Below are 24301 nucleotides of genomic sequence, written 5' to 3'. Positions count from 1 at the left end.
GAGGTGGAAATTGGTTGATGATTAAATAGGGCGACATCGTGCCGAGACAAGGAACAAAGCGCAGACAGGCAAACGCCTGGCGAGCATTTGTGACGCCGTATCGGCGCGATGATCGCCGTATTTATTCAACGAATTTCTGACTCGGGACACGAAATCCAGTAACAGCCGTGATTCATCAAGACAGCGGTCAAGCGAGCTTGATGCGCATCTCGTTCGCCTTGGTCACCTGGGCAGCGCTGCCGCCTTTGATGACTTCGTCGAGCAGTTCGCGCGCGCCTTCCTTGTCGCCGATTTCCTGATAGGCGATGGCCAGGTCAAGCTTGGTTTCCATCTCCATCTGGACCGCCGTCAGTTCGCCCGCAGGGGTATCGCTGGCGCTGCCGATATCGTCGAAATCAGGCAACGCGGTCGCTTCGGCGCTGGCGTGGGCCGGCAGGTCGAGGTCGAGCGAGTGCATGTCGAAGTCCGGTGCGGCTTCGGCGCGGGCGGCCCGGTCGGCGGCAAACGGATCGCCGTTGGCCAGGCTTGGCGCGGCGCCAGGCGCATCCGATTGCGGCAGGTCGAAGTTCATGCCGTCGAGGTCGAAGTCATCGGCCGCCGGTTTGTCCAGGCTGACCGTGCTGGCCGCCGGTGCGCTGGTCGACGGGGCATTGAAGTCCATGTCGAAGTCCATCTCCGGCGTTTCTTCCTTGACCAGGTCGACGCGGGCCGGGGTGATCGTCGGCGTGTCGAACGACAGGTGATGCTCGTCCAGGACTTCGGCTGCCGGCGTGGCAGCTGGTGCGGTGTTGGTGACCGGCTCGAAGCTCAGGTCGCCCAGGTCGAAGTCCAGCGTGTGCTCTTCGTCTGCCTTGGCCGCAGGTGCCGCGGCCACGACCGGGGCCGGGGCCACGGTGTTGTCTTTGCCCAGGTCGAGGTCGAGGTCCATCAGGGCGCTGTGCGGACCGTTGTCGATCGCCGAGGCGTCGAACTGGTCGGCCAGGACGACTGGCTGGCCCGCATCGGCGGCGGCGGCGCTGGCGCTGGCGTACAGCGGATTCATCGCATCGATCGACAGGCCCAGTGCGGCAGCTTGTGCCCACTCGTCGCCCTGGCCCTTGGTCATGCCATACAGTTCGCTGGCCTGGCTTTCGAACGCGCGCTGGTCCTTGCGGGCAGCGTAGATTTCGAGCAGTTTCAGACGGACCGGGTAGCGGTCAGGATGGGTGCGCAGCGCTTCCTTGAGGATCTCTTCAGCCTGGGCATCGCGGCCGTAGGCGATGTAGACATCGGCTTCGGCGACCGGATCGACTTCATTGGTGTCGAGCTGGCTGGCCGATGGGGCGAAGCTGGAGTTGAACACGCTGTTGTTGGTGTCGACGCTCTGGCCGCCGGTTTCGGCGAACAGGGAATGGGCCTGGTCGGTCGGCGCGCCAAGGATCGACGGCTCCGACGGATTGCGTTCGACCTGCTTGCGCTCGCGCCATTTCGACAGGCCGAACAGGCCAGCCAGCAAGGCGACGATGGCGGCGACGACGAGGACGATGTTCTCCATCAGCATGTCGAAGAAGCTTGGCTCGGCTGGCGGCGGCGTCGGCGCCAGCTTGACCACCGGCTTGGCGGGCGGCGCCACCGGTGCGACTGCCGGCGGGGTGTCGGTCGCCGCTGGCGGCGTGACCGCCGGGGTAGCCGCAGTGGTGGCGGCAGGCGGCGTGGCCGCTGGTGCCGGCACGGCTGGCGGCGGCGTGACGGCCGCTGGCGGCGTCACCGGCGGCTTGGTGCTGACCGCTTCCGTGATCGATGCCTTCGGCGCAACAGCCGGGGTGGCCGCGACAGCCGGCGCGGCCGGGGTGGTGGCGGCAGCGCCGGTCTTGCTCTTGACGGTCACGATCTTTTCGAGATCGCCGACGTTCTTTTCCAGTTCCTTGACGCGCTTGGTCGCTTCGGCCATGGCGCGTTCTTTGGCGATCTTGTCTTCCGGCGTGAGCACGCCGGTCTTGCCGGCGGCGGCATCGGCCTGGCCGGTCGGCTTCGACAGCTTGAGCTGGTCTTTCGATTCATTGACGGCGGTCGGACGCTCGGCCACCTTGGCGGTGATCTTGCCGGCGGCGCTCTGGGTCTTTTCAGGCGCCTTGTCGGGCGATGCGCTGGCGACCTGGCCGGCCAGTTTATTGCGGTACGCGTTGAAGTCGGCGGCATGGGCCACCACGACGCCGCGTGCTTCGCCGTCCGAACCCTTGATCGCGCCGGCATCCGGCACCGACAGGATCTGGCCCGACTTCAGGCGGTTCATGTTGTTGCCTGCAAACGCGTCCGGATTGGCGCGGTACAGCGCGACCAGCATCATGTCGAGCGAAATGTCGGCCGGCTTGAGCTGCGCCGCGATCTTGCCCAGCGTGTCGCCACGCTTGACGGCGTAGTCGGCATCGCCCGCATTCTTGCCGGCGCCGCCGGCACGCTGCGGCTCCTGCGATTTTGGCTCGGGTGCGGCTTCGGCTTTTTGTTCGGCTTTTTGTTCGGCCTTCTCGGTCCGGGCGGCTGCTGCTGCGGCGGCGGCAGCGGCTTTGGCTGCTGCCTTGTCGGCCCTGGAATTCGGTTTGGCGGCGCTGGCGCGGCTGCCCTGCGAGAGCACGTCGACCGGCGCGGATACTTGCGCGGTCTGGGTCGAGCGCATTTCGACAGGGTCGAGCAGGAAGGTGTATTCGCGCACCAGGCGGCCCGACGAACCCCAGTTCAATTCGAGCAGCATGTCGACGAACGGTTCGTTGACCGGCTGCGAGGACGTGACCTTGATGAACTGGCGTCCACCGCGCTGCTCGACGTTGAAACGCAGCGACAGCAGGGCGGGATTGAAATCGATATTGGCTTGACGGAAGGCTTCCGCCGGGGCCAGCTTCGCGGTCAGACCGCTCGCTTCATCATTGGCAACCGAAGTCAGTTCGATCTCTGCGTTCAGGGGCTGGCCGAGCGCGGACAGGACGGTCAGTTTACCGAGACCCGCCGCGTATGCCGAGGTAGACAGAAACACAGCACTGGCGACCGCGCCTGTGAGGGTTTTCAACGCGAACGAAGTGAGCTTGGAGCGAGTGTTTAAATGCATAGTTGGCGGCATCTTGAGTTGACGGGGGAGAAGGCTGGTTTCCCGGAGGTCTCAACATATCATCATGCTCTGGAGCATGCAAGTTTTTGGAGCAACTATGTCGGGAGGCTGCTCACTAAATACGCAATTTCGCGCTTTCTGTAACAGCTCGCTCAGAACCCCATTCATGCCGCTTTGTCAACTACCTTGCAAGAAATAACAACTGAATTATCAAGAAGGATATGGAAAACCCGGGAAATGGTGGCCAAAAACGCATCCCTGCGCTGGCCACCTCTGCCGTGTCGTGCACAAAAGTCATGCACAACCCGCAATTCTACACGTGTTTACCGGGCCGTAACCGGGCCGGGATTACTTATCCAGGATAATGCGCAACATGCGGCGCAACGGTTCGGCCGCGCCCCACAGCAGCTGGTCGCCGACCGTGAAGGCGGACAGGTACTCGCCGCCCATCGACATCTTGCGCAGGCGGCCGACCGGAATGGTCAGGCTGCCCGTCACCGCCGCCGGCGACAGGTCGCGCATCGACGCTTCGCGCGTGTTCGGCACCACCTTCACCCACTGGTTGTTGGCGGCGATGATGTCGTTGATTTCGTCGAGCGGTACATCCTTTTTCAGCTTGATGGTCAGCGCCTGCGAGTGGCAGCGCATCGCGCCCACGCGCACGCACAGGCCGTCGACCGCAATCTCCTTGCTGCCGAAGGCCTCGCCCAGGCCGAGGATCTTGTTGGTTTCGGCGCCGGCCTTCCACTCTTCCTTCGACTGGCCGTTGCCCAGGTCCTTGTCGATCCACGGAATCAGGTTGCCGGCCAGCGGCACGCCGAATTGTTTGGTTTCGTCAGCCGACATGCCATGCTGGGTGGCCAGCACGGTGCGGTCGATTTCGAGGATGGCGGCCGCCGGGTTGTCCAGCAGGGCCTTGACCGATTGATTAATGGTGCCGAACTGGGTCAGCAGCTCGCGCATGTGCTGGGCGCCGCCGCCGGATGCGGCCTGGTAGGTCATGGAACTCATCCAGTCGACCAGCTTGTGCTGGAACAGGCCGCCCAGGCCCATCAGCATGCACGACACCGTGCAATTGCCGCCGATGTAGTTCTTTACGCCCTTTGTCATGGCGTTCTTGATCACATCGAGGTTGACCGGATCGAGCACGATGACGGCGTCGTCGTTCATGCGCAGGGTCGAAGCGGCGTCGATCCAGTAGCCGTTCCAGCCGGCTGCGCGCAGCTTCGGGAACACCTCGCTGGTGTAGTCGCCGCCCTGGCAGGAAATGATGATCTCGCATTTCGACAGCTCGGTAATGTCGGTTGCGTCTTTCAGGGTAGTCTCGTTCTTCGCCATCGCAGGCGCTTTACCGCCCGCGTTCGAGGTGGTGAAGAACACCGGTTCGATGTGGGCGAAATCGCCTTCGTCCTGCATGCGCTGCATCAGGACCGAACCAACCATACCGCGCCAACCTACCAAGCCAACTAATTTCATCTTCTTTCCTCAGTGCTTACTACATTTTGTTTTAAGTAACCGCTTTAACCAAGCGCCTTGACCACTGCATTGCCCATTTCCTCGGTACCGACCTTGGTGGTACCGGCTTCAAAAATATCCGCGGTGCGTAAACCCTGCGCCAACACCTTCTTCACCGCGTTCTCGATCCGCTCGGCCTGCCCGGTCTTACCGAGCGAGAAGCGCAGCATCATCGCGGCCGACAGGATCGTCGCCAGCGGATTGGCGATGCCCTTGCCTGCGATGTCGGGCGCCGAACCGTGCGACGGCTCATACAGGCCCTTGTTGTTGGCGTCGAGCGAGGCCGATGGCAGCATGCCGATCGAACCGGTGAGCATGGCCGCGCAGTCGGACAAAATATCGCCGAACATATTCCCGGTGACCATGACGTCGAATTTTTTCGGCGCGCGCACCAGCTGCATGGCGGCGTTATCGACGTACATGTGATCGAGTTCGATGTCCGGATATTCCTTGTGCACGTCGGTGACGATGTCGCGCCAGAACTGGAACGTCTCGAGCACGTTGGCCTTGTCCACGCTGGTGACGCGCTTGCTGCGCTTTTGCGCGGCCTGGAAGGCCACGTGCGCGATGCGGCGGATTTCGCTTTCCGCGTAGCGCATCGTGTCGAAGCCTTCGCGCTCGCCCTTGAACGGGCCGTCCGGGCATTCGCGCACGCCGCGTGGCTTACCGAAGTAGATGTCGCCGGTCAGTTCGCGGATGATCAGGATGTCCAGGCCCGACACCACTTCGGGCTTCAAGGTGGAAGCGCCGGCCAGTTCGGGGTACAGGATCGCCGGGCGCAGGTTGGCGAACAGCGCCAGCTCGCGGCGCAAGCCGAGAATGGCCTGCTCCGGGCGCAGGGCGCGCTCCAGGGTATCGTATTTGAAGTCGCCGACGGCGCCGAACAGCACCGCGTCGGCGCTCTTGGCCAGCGCCAGGGTGGCCGGCGGCAGCGGGTGGCCGTGGGCGGCGTAACCGGCGCCGCCAACGTCGGCGCTTTCCATTTCAAACTGCTCGCCAAGGACATTGAGTACCTTGACCGCTTGCGCCATGATTTCGGGGCCGATGCCGTCGCCGGGCAGGATTGCAATCTTCATGTGGTCTCTTTTTCTTGTGGTCAGATGACGTTGGCCAGCCAGGGCTGGGCCGCCAGGTGGCGCTCTTCGAAAGCGCGGATCTGGTCCGCGTGGCGCAGGGTCAAGCCGATATCGTCCAGGCCATTGATCAGGCAGTACTTGCGGAACGGGTCGATCTGGAACTCGTAGCTGACCGCGCCGTTGGCGGTGGAGATGCGCTGCTGTTCCAGGTCCACCACCAGGCGGAAACCCGGGAAGGCCTTGACTTCGTTGAACAGGTGCTCGACCTGCGCTTCGGAGAGGACGATCGGCAGCAGGCCGCTCTTGTAGCAGTTATTGAAGAAGATGTCGGCGAAACTGGGCGCGATGATGGCGCGAAAGCCGTACTGGTCGAGCGCCCACGGCGCGTGTTCGCGCGAGGAGCCGCAGCCGAAATTCTTGCGCGTCAGCAGGATCGAGGCGCCCTGGTAGCGCGGCTCGTTGAGGACGAAATCGGGATTGAGCGGACGGCCGCTGTTGTCCTTGCCCGGCTCGCCGTGATCGAGATAGCGCCATTCGTCGAACAGATTGGGACCGAAGCCGGTGCGCAGGATCGACTTGAGGAACTGCTTGGGAATGATGGCGTCCGTGTCGACGTTGGCGCGGTCGAGCGGGGCCACCAGGCCCTCGTATATCGTAAATTTATCCATGGTCTTTAGCAGTATGGGCGCAGCCCCGCCCGGGCGGGAGCTGCGCGGCGGACCACAGCGATCCGCCTGTTATTTTTTGCCGGCGCCGTCTATCTTCTGGCCGACTTTTTGAATGTCCTTGCCAAAGCCCGAGACGGTATTGCAACCGGCGAGCAGCAGGGCGATGGCGAACAGGGCAAACAGCTTTTTCATTACAAACTCACAGACGATGGATGTTAGCGCAGTGCGCGCACGTCGACGAAATGGCCGGTGATGCCGGCCGCCGCCGCCATGGCGGGCGATACCAGGTGGGTACGCCCGCCCTGCCCCTGGCGACCTTCGAAATTGCGGTTCGAGGTCGAGGCGCAGCGCTCGCCCGGCTCGAGCCGGTCGGCATTCATGGCAAGGCACATCGAGCAGCCTGGCTCGCGCCATTCGAAGCCCGCGTCCTTGAAAATCTTGTCCAGCCCTTCGCGTTCGGCCTGGTCTTTCACCAGCCCCGAACCGGGCACCACCAGCGCCAGGCGCACGTTCGAGGCGCGGTGCTTGCCGCGCACCACGGCGGCGGCGGCGCGCAAGTCTTCGATGCGTGAATTGGTGCACGAACCGATGAACACCTTGTCGATGCGGATGTCGGCGATCGGCGTGTTCGGCTTGAGGTCCATGTAGACCAGCGCCTTTTCCATGGCGTCGCGCCGCACCGCATCCTTCTCCTGGTCGGGATCGGGCACGCGGCCATCGATCGAGGTGACCATTTCGGGCGAGGTGCCCCAGGTGACCTGCGGTGTGATCTCGGCGGCGTTGAGCAGCACGACCAGGTCGAACTGGGCGCCCTGGTCGGTGTGCAGGGTGCGCCAGTAATCGACCGCGCGGTCCCAGTGCGGGCCTGCGGGGGCGTACGGACGGCCCTTGACGTAGTTGATGGTGGTGTCGTCCACGCCGATCATGCCGGCGCGCGCGCCCGCTTCGATCGCCATGTTACAGACCGTCATGCGCCCTTCCATCGACAGTGCGCGGATCGCGGCGCCGCCGAATTCGATGGCGTAGCCGGTGCCGCCGGCGGTGCCGATCTTGCCGATCACGGCCAGCACGATATCCTTGGCGGTTACGCCCGCAGGCAGCAGGCCGTCGACCTGCACCAGCATCGACTTGGATTTTTTAGCCAGCAGCGTTTGGGTCGCCAGCACGTGTTCGACTTCGGAAGTGCCGATGCCGTGCGCCAGGCAGCCGAAGGCGCCGTGGGTGGAGGTATGCGAGTCGCCGCACACCACCGTCATGCCGGGCAAGGTGGCGCCCTGCTCCGGACCGATCACGTGCACGATGCCCTGGCGCTTGTCGTTCATGTTGAAGTACGTCAGGCCGTAACTCTTCGAGTTGGCGTCCAGCGTTTCGACCTGCAGGCGCGAGGTGGGATCAAGGATGCCGTCCTTGCGGTCGGTGGTCGGCACGTTGTGGTCGGCCACCGCCAGGTTGGCCGAATTGCGCCATAGCTTGCGGTTGGCGGCGCGCAGGCCGTCGAAGGCCTGCGGGCTGGTCACCTCGTGCAGCAGGTGGCGGTCGATGTACAGCACCGTCGTTCCGTCGTCGTCGGAGCGCACGATGTGCGACTCCCAGAGTTTGTCGTAGAGCGTTTTTATCATGATGGGTGGTCTTAGGCGACTGCATGAATCGAGTACTGCATTTGATTATGCCATATTTGTGCAGCGCAGTAACCCTTGCACCATTTTGATACTTTTGCAGCTTTCGATACGTGTTTGCTGAAGTTTATTCACTTAATGTATCGGATTGGCAAACGAACTGTTTGTCACTGGGTCAGCGCCAGCGATCCGATGAAAGCGCCGGCGCGCGCCATCGATGCCGGGGCGGCGTCGGCGTCGGCCGTTGCGATGTACACCGTGGCGGCCACCACGACCATCCTGATCAAACGCTGCCCGGCCTTGATGTCGCGGCCGGGATAGCCCTTGAAGATCAAGTCCATCGGCGGCACCGTCATGGCATCATTCTTGCCGAGCAGGGTTTTCTGCAATGCGAGCATGCTCGCTTCGGGATCGGCCGGTGGCGTGCCGAGGTCGAGCACCTGGACGCGGTAGGTTTCGCTGTGGGCGGCTGCACTGAACTGGCGCATGCGCACCGCGCCCAGACGTTCAAGCATGCTGGCGCGGACGGCATCTTCGTCCGGCTGGCCGGGAAACGCGATCGTCATGGCGCCGTCGGGCGAGGTCCAGGTTTGGCTGGCGAGCGGCGCGCCGGCCTTGCCTGCGCCGGCCCCAGCTTCGGCTTGCGCAGTGGCGGCACTGCCAGGCGCCCGCGCCATTGGCGCCGGCCCGCCGTCGCCACGCAGCAGCGCCTGCCCTGCCAGTCCCAGGACGGCGAGCATCGCCAGGCCGAGGGCCAGCGCGCGCCCGCGTCCGATCCGGTCGAGCATGGGCACGGCGGGCGCTGCCTCTTCCTCGATGAAAACCAGCTCTTCGTAGCCGCCTGCCGGCTGCAGGTCGAGCGTGGGCCAGGGCGCCGCGGCCGGTGCGGGAGCCGATGCGGGAGCCGGTGCGGGAGCGGAAGCGGCGCGCGCCTGGGCCGCCTTGGCCAGCGTGGCCTCGATACTTTTGCGTATCCACGCGACCCGGCTGGCGGCGATGCCGAAGGTCTGCCCGGAGAGGGCGACCGCGATGCCGACACCGTCCGGCAGCACGCGCACCAGGTCGGCGCCGGCCAGCGCGAGCAGCAGGCCGCCCTCGCCCTCAGCGCCCGGGTCGAGCCGTTCGCGCACTTCGGAAATGAGGAGCGGCTGCCCGCCGTCGGGCAGGCGCAGGGTATGGCCGGCATTGGCGCCGGCCGGCGCGTGCACGGCGACGAAGAACCTGGTATTGACGAACTTCTTCCACGCGGGATGCAGGGAAGCCCCCGCCTGCGCAGCCGCGAGCACCTGCTCGAAATTTTCCGACGCCATCATCCACCACCCTCAATCCAATGTTCTGTCCAGCGCGGCCACGGCCGGGCCGGAGCGGCGCGTCATCTTACCCGGAAATGCGGGCCAGGATGTGGCGCCGGTCATTGGCGGCGGATCGGAAGCCGCGCCGGATCAGCGGTTCAGGATGAAGGAATTGATGAAGGCCACGGCGGCTTGCTCCGACTTGGCATCCGGCGCCTCGGCTAATGCCATGTACATCTTGGTGCCGACCACGGTCAGCTTGGCCCAGCGCATTTTGCCGTCGCGGGCGCGCACCTTGACCTCGCGCGCCGCGTAGGTGCCGAGGCGCCGGTGGGTCGCGCCAGAGTCCAGCGTGCCATCGTTGCCGACCACCGTGTCCTCCATGCGCTGCAAGAGTGCTTCCGGGTCGGGCGGCAACTGGCCCATGTCGATCACCTGCACCGAATACACCGTTTTGCTCAAGGTCACGCCGAACTGCTGCACGGCGCCGCTGCCGAAGCGCTTTGTCACACCGTCCGGAACCTGCACTTCGGCCGGCTTGGCGGGGAAGGTGATGACCATCGCGCCATCGGCCGAGGTCCAGCTGGTGCTTGCCGCGCGCATGGCGTCATAGCCGCCGGCGTTGCGCATTTTCAGCTGGGCGTAAATCGAGAACAGCTGGAAGACGATGAACACGCCGGCGCCAGCCTTGATCAGGTTGGAGTCGGGAGCGGGAGCGTCGCCAAAGTCGTTGTCGCCATCGGTGCCGGGAACGAAGCAGTAGATGATGACCATGCCGAGCCAGAAAATGGCCGCCCCGATCGTGCTGAAATTCTTCCCGGCGGCAGCGCCGCACACGGCCACGGCCAGCAGAAATCCGAAAATCCATTTGCCGCTCAGGTTCACATCGTGCATGCGCAGCACCATCAGCCGCAGGCAGAAATATAGCGAGGCGATGACGCCGAGGCCGATCACGAAAAAGAAGGCGTCGCTGCCGCCCTTGGGCGCCAGCATGGCCAGGCCGACCATCGGCAGGAACACCAGCAGCGAATACGCCATGGCGCGCAGGCGCCCGATGCGCCCTTCCATCGACAAGCCGAACAGGGCCGGCGCCTTGCTGGCGTACGCGTCGCGCTCGTGGTCCGAGGCGGAGCCCGAGGCCGGCGCGCGGTACGGCTCGGAGCTTGCCAATTCGTCGAGTTCGACGCGCGTCAGGAACCATTTGTACAGGGCGCGGTTTTCCTCGAATACGTCGGCCGGCGCGCGGATCGTGATCGCGACCACGATGCCGTCCACGCGCACGAAGGCGACCAGGAAGCGGCTCTCGACGGTATCGCCGGGAATGGTGCCTGTGAACTCGATCGCCCTGCCGGTGACCCGGTCGCTCCACTCGGCGCCGTTGATGGCATACGCTTCGCCGTCCTGCTTCAGGTAGCGCATTTCGTGCTTGACCACGGCCAGGCGCTGCTCCACCCACTTGTTGAGCGAGACGTCGGGCTTCAGATAGCCGACCGTTTCGAGCACGGTGCCGCTGCTGTCGTCGTGAAAGCGCAGGCCGTTCGACATGGTCGATTCGCGCCAGTCGGCCGGCACGAAAAACTGCAGGCCGATCTTGGCGATGGTGACGTTGCGCGGCTTGAGCGCGGCCACGTCGAGCGGGCCGTTGGCAGCGCGTCGTGGCGCTGGTGCGACCGGCGCGGCGGGCGCGCTTTTCTCGAGAACGACCGCTGCGGGGGCGGCGGGTGCCGGTGCCGGTGCGGCGGCCCTGGCCGCGGCGGCCTTGGCCAGCGACGCTTCGATGCTCTTCCTGAGCCAGGCGACGCGATCGTGGGCGATGTCGAAGGTCCGGTCGCTCAAGGCCACCAGGATGGCGGCATCGGCTTGCAGCAGGCGCACCACATCGGCGCCCGAGAGCGCGGCCAGCAAGCTGCCTTGCCCGTCTTCGGCCCGTTCGCGCACTTCGGAAATGACGATCGACTGTGTTCCGTCGCCCTTGCTGTCACGCGTGCGCAGCCGCACGCCGCCGCTCTCGCCGGCGCCAGGCTGGGCCACAGGGACGAAAAACTTCGTATTGACGAATTTTTTCCACGCTGGATTGATCGATCCATCCGCCTGGGCAGCGGTGAGCACCTGCTCGAAAGTTTCCAAAGTCATTATTAGTAAATCTCAATAGAAGTTTTCCTGCTGCAAGAACAGGGGACGTCATCGTGCCATGTATTGACTGGCAACACAACTTGTCTGTTGTAAATTTGGGAAGGAATGCGGGGAACCACGTACCGCCCCGGAGCGCGTCCGGGGCGGCGGCAAGGCAGGGTCAGGCGGCGACTTTGAGGGTGCCGCGGCAGCCGTCCATGAGGAAGGACAGGCCGACCACCAGCACCAGTTCGCCCTCGGCGGAACGGGCGGTGCCGGTGATGCCGTCCACGCTGATGGCGGTCATCGGCTTGATCACCAGGTCGGCGGTGCCGTCCACCGCTTCCACCGCGAGGATGTAGGGCTGGGGCGCGGCGACCACGATGCCAACTTTTTCGGAACAGGCTTCGTAACCGAGCGCGCTGGCCAGCGAGCGCACCGGCAGCGGACGGCCCTGGTCCTTGAGCACCGGCGCGCCGCCGACGTTCATGAAGTTGTCGGGCAGTTCGACCACGCGCTGGACCACCGCCATCGGCAGCGCCAGGGCGGCGCCGGAAGTCGACACCAGCATGGTCGGCACGATCGACAGTTCGATCGGCAGGCGGATCGCGAACTTGGTGCCGTGGCCGAGCGAGGAATCGATGTGGATCGCGCCACGGTTCTTTTCCACGGCGGTCTTGACCACGTCCATGCCGACCCCGCGCCCGGACACCGAGGACGCCACTTCCTTGGTCGAGAAGCCCGGCAAGAACACCAGCTGGTAGGCTTCTTCGTCGGTCGGGGCGCCGCTCTCGCTGATCAAGCCCTTTTGCACGGCCTTGCGGCGCAGCGCGTGCGGGTCCATGCCCTTGCCGTCATCTTGCAGCACGATCATGACGCTGTTCGCTTCCTGCCAGGCCTTGAGCGAAATGAAGGCCTTGGACGGCTTGCCGGCGGCGAGCCGGTCTTCGGGCGACTCGACGCCGTGATCGAGCGCGTTGCGCAGCATGTGCACCAGCGGATCGTACAGGCTGTCGACCACGACGCGGTCGACTTCGGTCTCGGCGCCTTCGATGGTCAGTTCGACGTCCTTGCCCAGGTCCTTGGCCAGCTCGCGCACCAGGCGCGGGAATTTCTGGAACAGGCGCCCGACCGGCTGCATGCGCGTGGCCAGGGTGGCGCGTTGCAGTTCGGCCGAATAGCGCGAGGCGCGTTCCAGGGTTTCGGTCAGGGTCGCCATCAGGGTGGCGGCCGGGCCTTCGAATTTGAATTGCAGCAGGCGTTCGAGCAGCACGGCGGCCTGGTTGGCAGCCTGCACCGATTCGCCGGCCACTTCGAGCAGCGCGTCGAGCTTGACGGCGTCGACCCGGATGCTGTCTTCCTTGGCCGGCGCGGAGGCGGCGCGGAATTCCTGCACCTTTTCTTCGCGGCGGTCGGCGCCGGCGTCGGCGGCCGGTTTGGCGGCGGCGGGCGCGTGGGCGGCGGGGGCCGGCGCGGCGGCGTGTTCGGCGGCGGCGACGGGAGCGGCGGCGGCAGGCTTTTCAGCGGGCGTGTAGGTGCCGGGCGGGATCACCGAGACGTACATCGCTTCCCAGTCGAGTCCATCGGCGCCGGGGGCGCTGGTGGAAACGGCGGCGGCAGGCGCGGCGGCAGGGGAGGCAACCGCGGGAGCGGCGGCCACCGGTGCCGGTGCCGGCGCGGCCACCTTGGCCGGCGCATCGCCCTTGCCTTCGATGGCATTGACCAGGATGCGTTCGAGCGAGTCGGGCATCGAGGCCAGCTGGTCGGGCCGGGCGCCGTTCGACAGGTCGGTCAGCTGGTCGGCCACGAAACCGGACGCTTGCAGCGCCGCTTCGATCGCGATCGGCGTGACCGGGGCGGCGCCGGTGCGCAGCGCGTCGAACAGGTTCTCGGTCAGGTGGCAGGCCGCCACCAGGGCCGGCAAGCCCATGAAACCGGCCCCGCCCTTGATCGTGTGGAACGAGCGAAACACCGCGTTGAGCGTTTCCTTATTGTTCGGATCGCGCTCGAGGGCGAGCAGGTGTTCTTCTACGTTGACTGCAAGATCCATCGCCTCGACGACGAAATCCTTGAGCATATCGTCCATTAGAATCCCAGATCGGCAAGTAGGTCGTCAACATTGTCTTGATCGAGTGCGACGGACGGAACCGACGGACCCGACATCAGCGCTGGCTTGTGCAGCAGTTTTTCGCGCACGGCCGGCGGCGCGTTGTCGCGCAGCAGCTCGGCCAGTTCGTGTTCGACGGTCTTGGTGATGATCACGACTTTCTTGATCAGCTGGCCGGTGATGTCCTGGAAGTCCTGGGCCATCATGATGTCGAGCAGGCGCGCTTTTTCGGCTTCGGTGGCGTCGGTGACGGCCTGGGCGAAGGCGCGCGAGTCGCCGGCCAGGGTCTTGAATTCGTCAATACTGAGCTTGCCCGCGAACAGGTCGGCCCAGCGCGTATCCATCGCCTTGGCCTTTTTGGACAGCACGTCCTGCGCCGGCATGCCTTCGTCGAGCGTGTTGAGGACCTTGTTGGCGGCCTGCTCGGTCAGGCTGGCGACGTATTCCAGGCGGTCCTGGGCGTCGACGATCTGGGTCGATGCTTCCGACAGGGCCTTGTCGTAGCCCAGTTCGCGCAGCGAGTCGTGCAGCAGGCGCACGATGCCGCCGAGGCGCTCGAACATCGGCTTGCCGTGCTCGTCGGTTTCGGCGGCGGCGCCTTCCGCGACCGGTGCGGCGGCAACAGCAGCGACCACCGGCGCGGCCGCGACAGCTGGCGCCGGCTCGGACGGACGGGCCGAAGCAACCTGGTCGAACAGTGCGTCCATATCATCTTCGGCAGCGGCGGCGGGCGCCGGCGCAACTGCGCTCGCCGGTTCGCTGCTGCGCTGCGCGGACACTTCATCGAATAGTGCGTCGAAATCATCAGCGGCGTCGGTCATAGTCCCTGCTTCTCCATGTTTGTAAGGTGTTCGCAATCAAGTTGCTGGTGTCGGGTCCTGGCATGCAAGTTTGGGGCAAAGCATGATGCGCGGCAACATCGCCGGGTTTACGCGAGTTTAGCAGTGTGAAGTGCCCTTGGTAAATCACTGTGCATGGGTCGCGGCAAAATGGCACGTGAAACTTGTGCCATCGCTAATGAAAACGTGTCTTTGATGTGCAATTGATACTGAGTAGTGTTGTATTTCGTAAGCAAGGCAGCGCGCAAGGCGGGCAAAAGGTAAAAAAGCGCAGCCCGGTCCGGTGCCCGTCCGGCCTGCGGTTTGATCAAGATCAAAGGTTTGCGTTCTATCAATCGTGAAATCACGCACTACAATACAGAATACGACCTGCTGCGTGGGAGAACTCATCATGTATCGGAAAATTCTGATTACGACGGATGGCTCGGCGGTATCGAAGCACACCGCCTGCGCCGGCGTGAAGTTTGCGCGGCAAATGGGGGCCGACGTGCTCGCCCTGTATGTGGCGCCGGACTATCAATACCCGGTGTACGTGGAAATCATCCCGCCCTCCTACCCCACCGAAGAGGAATACGTGGCGCAGATGCAGCGCATCGGCCACGAGCACCTGGCCTCCATCCTGCAGGCGGCGCAGGCGGCCGGGGTGCGTTGCGAGTGCCTGACCGAGTTCGCCGACGCCGCCGCCCTGAAAATCGTCGCGGTGGCCGAAGAGCGCCAGTGCGACCTGATCTTCATGGGCTCGCACGGACGCAGCGGCTGGGGCCAGTTGCTGCTGGGCAGCGTGACCAACAAGGTGCTGTCGCACACCAGCAAGCCGGTTCTGGTGCACCGGCTGATCAAGGAGCCGGGAACCTAGCTGGCACCTAGCAGTGTTGAATATGGCGCAAGCGACAATTTTGCCGTACCCTTGGATGGACCGCGGGGCGATCGCGCCGGCGCGGCCGGGCTTGGCTATCGCGTCGTTTTTCCAGAGGCGCCCGCGCCGTTCAACTTGTTTTGCCTACTTATTTGATTGCAATTTTATGATACGCATTGTTGTAGCCGACGACCACACGATCATGCGCGAGGGCCTCAAGCGCATCCTCGACGGCGCCCTCGACATCGATATCGTCGGGGAAGCCATCAACGGCTTTGAAGTGCTGTCGCACGTGCGCCAGGGCGGCTTCGACCTGCTGCTGCTGGACTTGTCGATGCCGGGGCGCAGCGGCGTCGACCTGATCCGCCAGATCCGCAGCGAAGCGCCCAAGCTGGCCATCCTGATCCTCACCATGCACGAGGAGGAGCAGTACGCGGTGCGCGCCATCCGCGCCGGGGCCCAGGGCTACCTGACCAAAGAGAGCGCCGGCACCCAGCTGGTGGGGGCGATCCGCAAGGTGGCGTCGGGGCGGCCGTACATCAGCACCGAAGTGGCCGAACAGCTGGCGCTGAACATCATGACGCCCAACGAGCAGTTACTGCACAAACAACTGTCGGACCGCGAATTCGAAGTGTTTTCGCTGCTGGTGGGCGGCAAGTCGATTACCGAGATCGCCAACAGCCTGCACCTGAGCGTGAAAACGGTCAGCACCCACAAAACCCGCATCATGCAAAAAATGGGCATGACCTCGCTGTCGGAAATGGTGCAGTACGCCGTGGCGCACCGCTTGCTGTCGCCGTTCAAGACCTGAAATCAAACCGGCAAGGACGAAAAGTTTTAGACAGCGGCGCGCCGGTTTCGTGCCGAGAAACCTCAAGTAGATAGATTCTGTACCCATCAGTAGCAGTCTGCGCAGCACCCCGCCACACTCCTGTTTTCACTCTGTAGGACGGCGCCTCCACTAGGAATAGTCCTACAAGAGCGCGCCCAATCCTACTGCCAGAATCAGCGTTCGCTGATATCAATGCCGGACTCGTGTTGGCATACTTAAATCCAGCGATTCGGCTTTCCTGCGGTTCATAAATTGTTCTTACGCAAGCTAGCCAGCCGTGCTGTACATCACTTTTGAAGCTCCGGTCGCAGGTCCGTCAGATCGTTGTTCAAGCCTGATACCCGCAGCCTGAAACTTCGAATTTTCCTACCCCTGGAGATGAGCATGCTGACCACGCCCCCGCAAGACACCCGCAACACCACCACCTCGACCATGCATTCCTCCCCGATGGAAGCGGGCCGGCAACGCCAGGGCCGCCTCTGGTCCAACCTCAAGGAAGTCTGCGACCTGCTGCACATCAGCGCGGCGGTCTCGATCAACAGCGAAGAACTGCTGTTCCAGCACGTGCAATTCAAGACCGGCCAGCGCGTCCACACCATCGGCCAGGCCTTCGACACCCTCTACATCGTCAATTCGGGCTTCCTCAAAACCGTGCTGATCGACGAATTCGGCAACGAACAAGTGCTCAGCTTCCCCATGAAGGGCGACATGCTCGGCGTCGACGGCATCCACACCCGCCACTACGCTTCCGAAGCGGTGGCCCTGTCCGACTGCGACCTGATCCTGCTGCCGTTCAAGAAACTCACCGCGCTCGGGCGCGTGCACCTGGAACTCGAAAACGTCATGTACGGCGTGATGAGCCGCGAGCTGGTGCGCGAACAAGCCATGATCGGCATGCTCGGCGCGCTCAGCGCAGAAGCCCGCGTGGCGCGCTTCCTGGTCTCGCTGGCCGACCGTTTTGCCGCCATGGGTTATTCGAGCAAGCTGTTCAACCTGCGCATGACGCGCCACGAAATCGGCAGCTACCTCGGCCTGACCCTGGAAACCGTCAGCCGCACCCTGTCGGCGTTTAACGAAATCGGGCTGATCACGGTCGACCAGCGCACCATCGGCATCAAGGACGCCGATGCCCTCAAGACCCTGCGCCGCCTGCCGCCATCGCGCTCGCGCGCCAAGCAGAACAGCGCCGCCGCCAAAGCCAAGGCCGAAGCCGGGCAAGCGGCCGAGGCCAAGGCACTGGCCACGACCACCGTCTGACCTTTGTCAGCACGTAAAAACGGCGCCCCGAGGGCGCCGTTTTTACGTGCTTGAACCAACTTGCTTAAACCAGCTTACTGGTCGCGCGACAGCACGCCATCGCTGATCCTGACCTTTTCGCCCACGCGCAGGCCCGGATCGTTTTCATACGTCACGGTCTGGGTGCCGCCGTTGGCAAAGCGGATCACCACTTCGTAATGCTGGGTTTTCTTGGCATTGCGCTCGATATTGCGGCCCACATACGCCCCGCCCAGGGCGCCGGCGATCTGCGCGGCGGTGCGGCCGCTGCCCTTGCCGACCTGGCTGCCCAGCACGGCGCCAACCACGCCGCCACCGATGGTGCCCAGATAGTTGCCGTCGCCATTGACTTCGACCACGTTGATCGCGTCAACGGTGGCGCAATTGGTGCAATAACGCACGTCGCGCGGTACCGGCGTGGTCGAGGCCAGACGCAGCGGCTTGTTCAGGGTTGCGGTCGAGACGCGGTTGCCCACGCGCATATTGGCCGTCACAGCGCTGTTCGGCGCGATGCGGTCGGCGCGGCGGATCGTGTAGCCGCCCGTGTATTCGCCAGGATTAACTTCTGGCAAGAAGAACACGCCGCGGGTGCCGGCAATGGCCATGTCGACCTTGGCGCCCGGGGTGCCGTACACCGAAAACACCAGCTCGTTGCCGGGCGTGAGGTCGTCATTGGCCTGGACGTCGAAGCGCGCGATGCGCGGCACATCGGCGGCGCGTTCGCCGCGGCCCATGTTGTCGCGTGGATGGCGGCCGACATCGCGCAGCAGCGATTCGCTGAGCACGCCGCTGGTGACCTGGTTGCCGACGCGCAGATTGGCCGTCACGGCGCTGCGGCCGGTAATGTTGTCGCGGCTGCCGAGGGTGTAGGTGCCTTCATACTGGCCCGGTTCGGTTTCGGTCAGGTTCAGGTTGCGGTTGGCGCCGGCGATGCTCAAGGTAGCGCGGCCGCCCGGGGTGCCGTACAGGTTGAAGTTCAGCTCCACGCCCGGTTTCAGGTTGCGCACTTCTTCCACGTCGAAACCGCGGATCACCGGGTTGTAGGCGGCGGCGTTGTTGTATTGCTGCGCGTGCGCAGGTGCGGCCACGGCCAGGGAAAAGAGCGGCACCGCAGCCATGAGCGCGGCCGAAAATATTGTTGTAGTTTTGATGATGATCTCCTCGGAGGTTGGACAGGGGCGCCGGATATTTCCAGCAGTCACGTCAAGTTACGCTGACCGCCTGGGGGCGTCGGTGCGCTAGCGTACGCAGTGCACAGCCTCTCCCGAGCTCACGCAGACATGCTCCCCCGTGCTTGGGGTAATCGCGAAACCGCCGGTAAACGCCCCGAACGAGGGCAGCACCATGCGCGTGGGGCCGATCAGGAAGCACGGCAGGCGCAGCGAATCGAGGCGGGTCGAGAGCCGGTACACCGGATGCACGTGCCCCGCCAGCACGTAGCCCGCCGCCGCAATGTCGGGATGGTGGCAGAACGCGAACGGGCCCACCATGTGCGGCTCGTCGACCATGCCGATCGAAAGCGAGGCGGCCGGGTCGCCCGCGTGCTTGTCGTGGTTGCCGCGCACCAGGGTCAATACAAGGTCAGGATGGCGCGCGCGCCAGGCCTGCATGGCGGCCAGCGTAGCCGAGGCATGGGCGGCGCGCGCGTGCAAAAAGTCGCCCAGGAAGACGATCTCGCGGGTCGGGTGCGCGGCCATGAGGGCGTCGAGCGCGTCCAGGTTTTCGCTGGTGGTCCCGCGCGGCACCGGCACGCCCTGGGCGCGGAACGCTGCGGCTTTGCCGAAGTGGATGTCGGCGATGACCAGCATCCGGCGCGCCGGCCAATACAAGGCCTTTTCAGGCAGCAGCAGGACCGTTTCATCGGCCAGCCGCATTTCTTTAAACGTCATGGAACAGCTGCTTTCTCCAGTTCGCGCAGCATGCGCGCCACGCGGTCGGACAATTTTTCGGTACTGAGTTTTTCGCGGAAACGCTCGACCATCAGCGCAAAGCCGAACGGCGTGGCGCGCTTGATGTCATGATACGCCACGCTGCGCGCATGCAGTTCGACCAGGGTGTCGCGCAAGCGCGTCAACTCCAGCTCCTGCTCCATCACCTCGCGCTGCGCCTGCGTGAGCAGCAGGTTGCCGGCGTCGTGTTTGCGGAACACCTCGAAAAACAGCGACGACGAGGCCTGGATCTGGCGCGTGCTTTTCGGCTGGCCCGGATAACCCTGGAACACCAGTCCGGCGATGCGCGCCACTTCACGGAAGCGCTGCTGCGACAATTGGGTCGCGTTCAGGCTGGCCAGCACGTCCTCCAACAGCAGTTCGGTTGACAACAGCGGCACATCGGCGCCGGTCGCCTTGTCGGATGCCGCCAGGAAGGCGCGCGCCCAATCCACCGGCTCGGCCGCCAGCAGCTCGAAACCATAATCGTTGACCGCGATCGAAAACGTCATCGGCTGCACGCGCGCGATGCGGTAGGCGAACAGCGAGGCCAGTCCCGTGTGCACCGAGCGGCCCGCGAACGGATACACGAACAGGTGATGGCCCTCGCGGCTGGTCATCGCTTCGACCACCAGCGTATCGATGGTCGGCAGCGCGGACCAGCGCTGCTGGATCTCCAGCAGGGGGCGGATCGCTTCCATTTCAGGGCCACGATACTGCCCGCGCGCGGCGTGGCGCAGTTCTTCCAGCGCGGCGTGCGCCAGTTCCGACGACATCGGCATCTTGGCGCCCTGCCAGCGCGTGACCGCCCCGCGCGCGCCGGTGGCGCGCTTCACAAAAGCGGTCATCTCGTGCACGCGGATGAATTCGAGAATGCGCCCGCCGAACAGGAAATGATCGCCCGCTTTCAGGCGCGAGATGAACGACTCCTCCACGCTGCCAATGCGCCCTCCGCTCATGTATTTTACCTGCATGGTCGAATCGGAAACGATGGTGCCGATGCCCATGCGGTGGCGCCGCCCCAGCGCCACGCTCGGCACGCGGTACACGCCCTCCTCGTCGGCGATCACGCGCTGGTATTCCGGATAGGCGATCAGGCTTTGCCCGCCGCGCGCCACAAAATCGAGCGCCCATTGCCATTCTTCAAGCGTGAGCGCGCGGTACGACCAGGCGCTGCGCACTTCTTCGTACAACTGCTCGGAGCGAAAACCGCCACCCAGCGCCACCGTCACCAGGTGCTGCACCAGCACGTCGAACGGTTTGTTGGGCACCAGCCGTCCTTCGATGCGGCGCGAGGCGACCGCCTGCTTGGCGCCGGCCGCCTCCAGCAGCTCCATGCTGTTGGTCGGCACCAGGGTCACGCGCGAAACGCGCCCGGGTGCGTGGCCGCTGCGCCCGGCCCGTTGCAGCAGGCGCGCAATGCCCTTGGCGCTGCCGATCTGCAGCACCCGTTCGACCGGCAAAAAGTCCACGCCCAAGTCCAGGCTGGCGGTGCAGATGACCGCTTTCAATTCGCCTTTTTTCAAGCCGTTTTCGACCCACTCGCGTACTTCGCGCGCCAGCGAGCCGTGATGCAGCGCGATCACGCCGGCCCAGTCGGGACGCGCCTCCAGGATGTTCTGGTACCACAGCTCCGACTGCGAGCGGGTGTTGGTAAACACCAGGGTCGCGTTGTAGTCCTCGATTTCGTCGATCACCGGCTGCAGCATGGCGATGCCCAGATGCCCGCCCCACGGAAAGCGCGATACGTTGGCCGGAATCAGGGTATCGACCCGGATTTCCTTTTTCAGGTCGCCCTCGACCAGGGTGCCCTTGCCCTCGCCCAGCAAGACATCCTGCGCCTGCGCCAGGTTGCCCATCGTGGCCGACAGGCCCCACACCACCAGCTGCGGGTTCCAGTGGCGCAAACGCGCCAGCGCCAGCTGCACCTGCACCCCGCGCTTGCTGCCCATGAGTTCATGCCACTCGTCGATGATGATCATGTCCAGGCTCGCGAACTGGGTCTGCGCCGCGGCGTGGCTAAGCAGCAGCGACAGGCTCTCGGGCGTGGTGATCAGCGCCGACGGCATGGCGCGCGACTGGCGCGCCCGCTCGCTTGATCCAGTGTCGCCGGTACGCGCGCCGACCGTCCAGCCGGGTGCCAGCACCGCGCTCGACTCTTCCAGCGCGCGCTGGGTATCGGCGGCCAGTGCGCGCATCGGCGTAATCCACAGCACGCGCAGGCCGGACGCCTTGCGCCTGCCGGCCAGCGCGCCGCGCAGCAGCGCCGCCAGCCACACCGCGTAGGTCTTGCCGGCGCCGGTGTTCGCGTGCAGCAGGCCCGATTCGCCGGCCAGCGCGGCGCGCCACACCGCGCGCTGGAACGGGAATACCTTCCATTTGCGTTCGGCGAACCAGTCGTCGATGGCGCGCGCCATCTGGCTCTTGCTCATGTGCCGGCGGCGGCCAAAAGGCCTTTCAGGGTATCGAGCGTGTCGGCGTCGTCGATGGTCTTGTCGTCGCGCTTGCGCAGGATGCGCGGAAAGCGCACCGCGATGCCGGCCTTGTGGCGGGTCGACAGCGCAATGCCCTCGAAGCCGATCTCGAACACCATGGTCGGCTTGACGGAACGCACCGGCCCGAATTTTTCGATGGTGGTCTTGCGGATCGCGTTGTCGACCACCGTGATCTCGGCGTCGGTCAGGCCCGAATACGCCTTGGCGAACGGCACCAGCTTGCGTTCTTCGCCCTCGCCGTCCCACACCGCGAAGGTGTAGTCGGTATAGAGCGAGGCGCGCCGGCCGTGGCCCGCCTGCGCGTAGATCAGCACCGCGTCGATGGTGTACGGGTCGACCTTCCACTTCCACCACGTGCCCACGTTCTTGGTGCGGCCCACGCCGTACTGGGCGTCGCGCGCCTTGACCATCATGCCCTCGACCCCGCGCGCGCGCGATTCGGTGCGCACCGTGGCCAGTTCGTGCCAGGTGGCGGCATGGATCAAGGGCGACAATCTGAGTTGCGGTTTGTCGGTCTCGCGCACCAGCGCTTCCAGCAGGGCGCGCCGCTCGTGCTGCGGCACCGCGCGCAGGTCGACGCCGTCCTGTTCGAGCAGGTCGTACGCCACCAGCACCGCCGGCAGTTCGGACAGCAGCTTGCTTGATAAGGTCTTGCGGCCGATGCGCTTTTGCAGGTCCGCAAACGCGGCCGGCGTGTCTTCCCCGGTCCAGATCAGCACTTCGCCATCGACCACGGTGCCTTCGGGCAGATGCAGGGCCGCCAGTTCCGGAAAGCGTTCGGTGATCAGGTCTTCGCCGCGCGACCACAGATAGTTTTGCGCGCCGCGCCGCACCAGCTGCGCGCGGATGCCGTCGTACTTCCATTCGACCTGCCAGTCGCCGACCTCGCCCAGCCCTTCCGGTTCGCCCTGCAACTGGTGCGCCAGGAAGAACGGATACGGATGGCCGCCGCGCAGCTTGTGTTCTTCGTCCGACTGGGCCGCGATCAATTGCAGGAAGCCGGCGGCGGTGGGCCGCACGCTGCCATCGGTCCAGCCCATCAGGCGCTGGGCAATGAGTTTGCTGTCGACCGCCGACAGCGACGCCAGCGCGCGCGTGACCAGCAGTTTCGACACGCCGACCCGAAAGCCGCCGCCGATCAATTTGGTCAGCAAGAAGCGCTCGCGCCAATCGAGTTCGTTCCAGAACCCGAACAAGGCGCTGCGGATGGCGGCCGGATCGGCGCCGCGCAAGGGGCCGATGCGCTCCTGCATCCACTCGGCCAGGCCGATGTCGCTTTGCTGTTCGGGCGGCGGCAGGATGTGGGCGATGGTCTCGGCCAGGTCGCCGACCGCGTTGTACGACTCGTCGAACAGCCATTCGTCGAGCTGCGCGTATTCGATGGCGTACTGGCGCAACAGCTTGGTCGGCACCGCCTGGCGCGGCTTGCCGCCGGCCAGGAAGTAGACCGCCCAGGCGGCGTTGTCGGGCGCGGCGCTGCCGAAATAGGCTTGCAGCGCTTCGAGCTTGCGGTTGGTGGCGGTGGTTTCGTCGAGCTCAGTGTACAGGCGGGCAAACTCACGCATCCGTCACCTCGGGCGTCACCCCGGGCGCCGGCGCAGGCGCTGCCGCAGCTTCCACCGCTTCATCCTCGTCGCCGTACTCGGTGTCGAAGCCGGAAGCGTCCAGGCCGACCTGGCGCAGCCAGCGCACCATGATCGGAATCGAGCCGTGCGTGACGATCACGCGCGGCGCCTCGGTGGCGCGGATGGCGCTCATCAACCCCGGCCAGTCGGCATGGTCGGACAGTACAAAGCCGCGGTCCACGCCGCGCCGGCGGCGCGCGCCGCGCAGCTGCATCCAGCCGCTGGCGAAGGCATCGCTGTAGTCGCCAAAGCGTTTCATCCACGTGGTGTTGCCGGCCGACGGCGGCGCGATCACGATCGAACGCCTGATGGCCGCCTTCTCGACATCGGTCACCAGCACGGTGGGCGGCAGCGCCACGCCGCCTTCGCGGTAGACGCGGTTGATCGGTTCGGCCGCGCCGTGGCAGATGATGGTGCCGATCGACGGATCGAGGCCCGACAGGATGCGCTGCGCCTTACCGAAGGAGTAGGCGAAGACCACGCTGGCGCGGCCTTCGTCGGCGTTCTTGCGCCACCAGGCGTTGATGTCGTCGAAGATTTCCTGCTCCGGTTGCCAGCGGTAGATCGGCAGCCCGAAGGTGGATTCGGTGATGAAGGTGTCGCAGCGCACCGGCTCGAACGGCACGCAGGTGCGGTCAGGTTCGACCTTGTAGTCGCCGGACGCCACCCACACTTCGCCGCGATGCTCCATGCGTACCTGGGCTGATCCAAGCACGTGGCCGGCCGGGTGCAGCGAAACGGTCACGCCGTTATGCACGATGCGCTCGCCGTATTCGAGGCCGTCGATGTGGATCTCGCCCAGGCGCGAACGCAGCACGTTCACGCCGCTCGCCGCCGACAGATAGTGGCCGTGGCCGACGCGCGCGTGGTCGCCGTGCGCGTGAGTGATCACGGCGCGGTCCACTGGACGCCACGGGTCGATGTAGAACTGCCCGGGGACGCAGAACAGTCCCTCCTTGCGTACCACTACCATGTCCGACATGTGT

At 64.9% G+C, this 24301-nt stretch carries 18 protein-coding genes; 3 read left to right on the top strand and 15 right to left on the bottom strand.

Going from position 1 to position 24301, the window contains the following annotated elements:
• Positions 1-187 precede the first annotated feature (187 nt).
• The 10 genes from F1609_RS11590 to F1609_RS11545 all read right to left on the bottom strand — a co-directional run bounded on the left by F1609_RS11590 (position 188) and on the right by F1609_RS11545 (position 14286).
• Complete coding sequence (locus tag F1609_RS11590) at positions 188-3079, bottom strand: motility hub landmark protein FimV (protein ID WP_167076589.1); 2892 nt, start codon at positions 3077-3079, stop codon at positions 188-190.
• A gap of 348 nt (positions 3080-3427) precedes the next feature.
• Positions 3428-4555 carry an aspartate-semialdehyde dehydrogenase gene (asd, locus tag F1609_RS11585; protein ID WP_167076588.1) on the bottom strand — a complete coding sequence of 376 codons (1128 nt, stop codon included), beginning with the start codon at positions 4553-4555 and terminating at the stop codon, positions 3428-3430.
• A 44-nt stretch (positions 4556-4599) separates the two neighbouring features.
• The gene (leuB, locus tag F1609_RS11580) at positions 4600-5670 is read right to left on the bottom strand and encodes a 3-isopropylmalate dehydrogenase (protein ID WP_167076587.1); all 1071 of its coding nucleotides are present in this window, start codon (positions 5668-5670) and stop codon (positions 4600-4602) included.
• 20 nt (positions 5671-5690) lie between these two features.
• Positions 5691-6338 carry a 3-isopropylmalate dehydratase small subunit gene (leuD, locus tag F1609_RS11575; RefSeq protein WP_167076586.1) on the bottom strand — a complete coding sequence of 216 codons (648 nt, stop codon included), beginning with the start codon at positions 6336-6338 and terminating at the stop codon, positions 5691-5693.
• A gap of 69 nt (positions 6339-6407) precedes the next feature.
• Entirely contained in the window at positions 6408-6530 is a 123-nt protein-coding gene (locus tag F1609_RS11570; protein WP_166891746.1) for an entericidin A/B family lipoprotein, read from the bottom strand.
• A gap of 23 nt (positions 6531-6553) precedes the next feature.
• Positions 6554-7957, bottom strand: coding sequence for a 3-isopropylmalate dehydratase large subunit (leuC, locus tag F1609_RS11565; protein ID WP_167076585.1), 1404 nt, complete (start codon positions 7955-7957; stop codon positions 6554-6556).
• A gap of 164 nt (positions 7958-8121) precedes the next feature.
• Positions 8122-9267 (bottom strand): hypothetical protein, encoded by a 1146-nt coding sequence (locus F1609_RS11560; RefSeq protein WP_167076584.1) that lies wholly within the window; start codon positions 9265-9267, stop codon positions 8122-8124.
• A 129-nt stretch (positions 9268-9396) separates the two neighbouring features.
• Positions 9397-11379 (bottom strand): DUF805 domain-containing protein, encoded by a 1983-nt coding sequence (locus tag F1609_RS11555; RefSeq protein WP_167076583.1) that lies wholly within the window; start codon positions 11377-11379, stop codon positions 9397-9399.
• A 160-nt stretch (positions 11380-11539) separates the two neighbouring features.
• The gene (locus F1609_RS11550; protein ID WP_167076582.1) at positions 11540-13444 is read right to left on the bottom strand and encodes a chemotaxis protein CheA; all 1905 of its coding nucleotides are present in this window, start codon (positions 13442-13444) and stop codon (positions 11540-11542) included.
• On the bottom strand, positions 13444-14286 hold the full coding sequence (locus F1609_RS11545; RefSeq protein WP_167076581.1) for a protein phosphatase CheZ: 843 nt from the start codon (positions 14284-14286) through the stop codon (positions 13444-13446). The genes F1609_RS11550 and F1609_RS11545 overlap by 1 nt, the downstream gene beginning before the upstream one ends.
• 409 nt (positions 14287-14695) lie before the next feature.
• Between F1609_RS11545 and F1609_RS11540 the strand changes: the two genes are divergently transcribed.
• The 3 genes from F1609_RS11540 (at position 14696) to F1609_RS11530 (ending at position 17249) form a co-directional block, all read left to right on the top strand.
• Positions 14696-15160, top strand: coding sequence for a universal stress protein (locus tag F1609_RS11540; RefSeq protein ID WP_167076580.1), 465 nt, complete (start codon positions 14696-14698; stop codon positions 15158-15160).
• Positions 15161-15326: 166 nt separating this feature from the next.
• Positions 15327-15971, top strand: a complete 645-nt coding sequence (locus F1609_RS11535) for a response regulator (protein ID WP_054263975.1) — start codon at positions 15327-15329, stop codon at positions 15969-15971.
• A 468-nt stretch (positions 15972-16439) separates the two neighbouring features.
• Complete coding sequence (locus tag F1609_RS11530; protein ID WP_167076748.1) at positions 16440-17249, top strand: Crp/Fnr family transcriptional regulator; 810 nt, start codon at positions 16440-16442, stop codon at positions 17247-17249.
• Positions 17250-17323: 74 nt separating this feature from the next.
• Here the strand turns inward: F1609_RS11530 and F1609_RS11525 are convergent, their stop codons facing one another.
• The 5 genes from F1609_RS11525 to F1609_RS11505 form a co-directional block, all read right to left on the bottom strand.
• Positions 17324-18385 (bottom strand): outer membrane lipoprotein, encoded by a 1062-nt coding sequence (locus F1609_RS11525; protein WP_167076579.1) that lies wholly within the window; start codon positions 18383-18385, stop codon positions 17324-17326.
• Positions 18386-18505: 120 nt separating this feature from the next.
• Positions 18506-19156 (bottom strand): ligase-associated DNA damage response endonuclease PdeM, encoded by a 651-nt coding sequence (gene pdeM, locus F1609_RS11520; protein ID WP_167076578.1) that lies wholly within the window; start codon positions 19154-19156, stop codon positions 18506-18508.
• Complete coding sequence (locus F1609_RS11515; RefSeq protein ID WP_167076577.1) at positions 19153-21627, bottom strand: ligase-associated DNA damage response DEXH box helicase; 2475 nt, start codon at positions 21625-21627, stop codon at positions 19153-19155. Before F1609_RS11515 ends, pdeM begins: the two co-directional genes overlap by 4 nt.
• Positions 21624-23255, bottom strand: a complete 1632-nt coding sequence (locus tag F1609_RS11510) for an ATP-dependent DNA ligase (RefSeq protein WP_167076576.1) — start codon at positions 23253-23255, stop codon at positions 21624-21626. Before F1609_RS11510 ends, F1609_RS11515 begins: the two co-directional genes overlap by 4 nt.
• Positions 23248-24297, bottom strand: coding sequence for a ligase-associated DNA damage response exonuclease (locus tag F1609_RS11505; RefSeq protein WP_167076575.1), 1050 nt, complete (start codon positions 24295-24297; stop codon positions 23248-23250). Before F1609_RS11505 ends, F1609_RS11510 begins: the two co-directional genes overlap by 8 nt.
• Between the last annotated feature and the right edge of the window lie 4 nt (positions 24298-24301).

It is taken from the genome of Massilia aquatica, assembly GCF_011682045.1.
GTDB classification, from domain to species: domain Bacteria; phylum Pseudomonadota; class Gammaproteobacteria; order Burkholderiales; family Burkholderiaceae_D; genus Telluria_A; species Telluria_A aquatica.
This window is presented reverse-complemented; position numbering and strand designations above follow the sequence as displayed.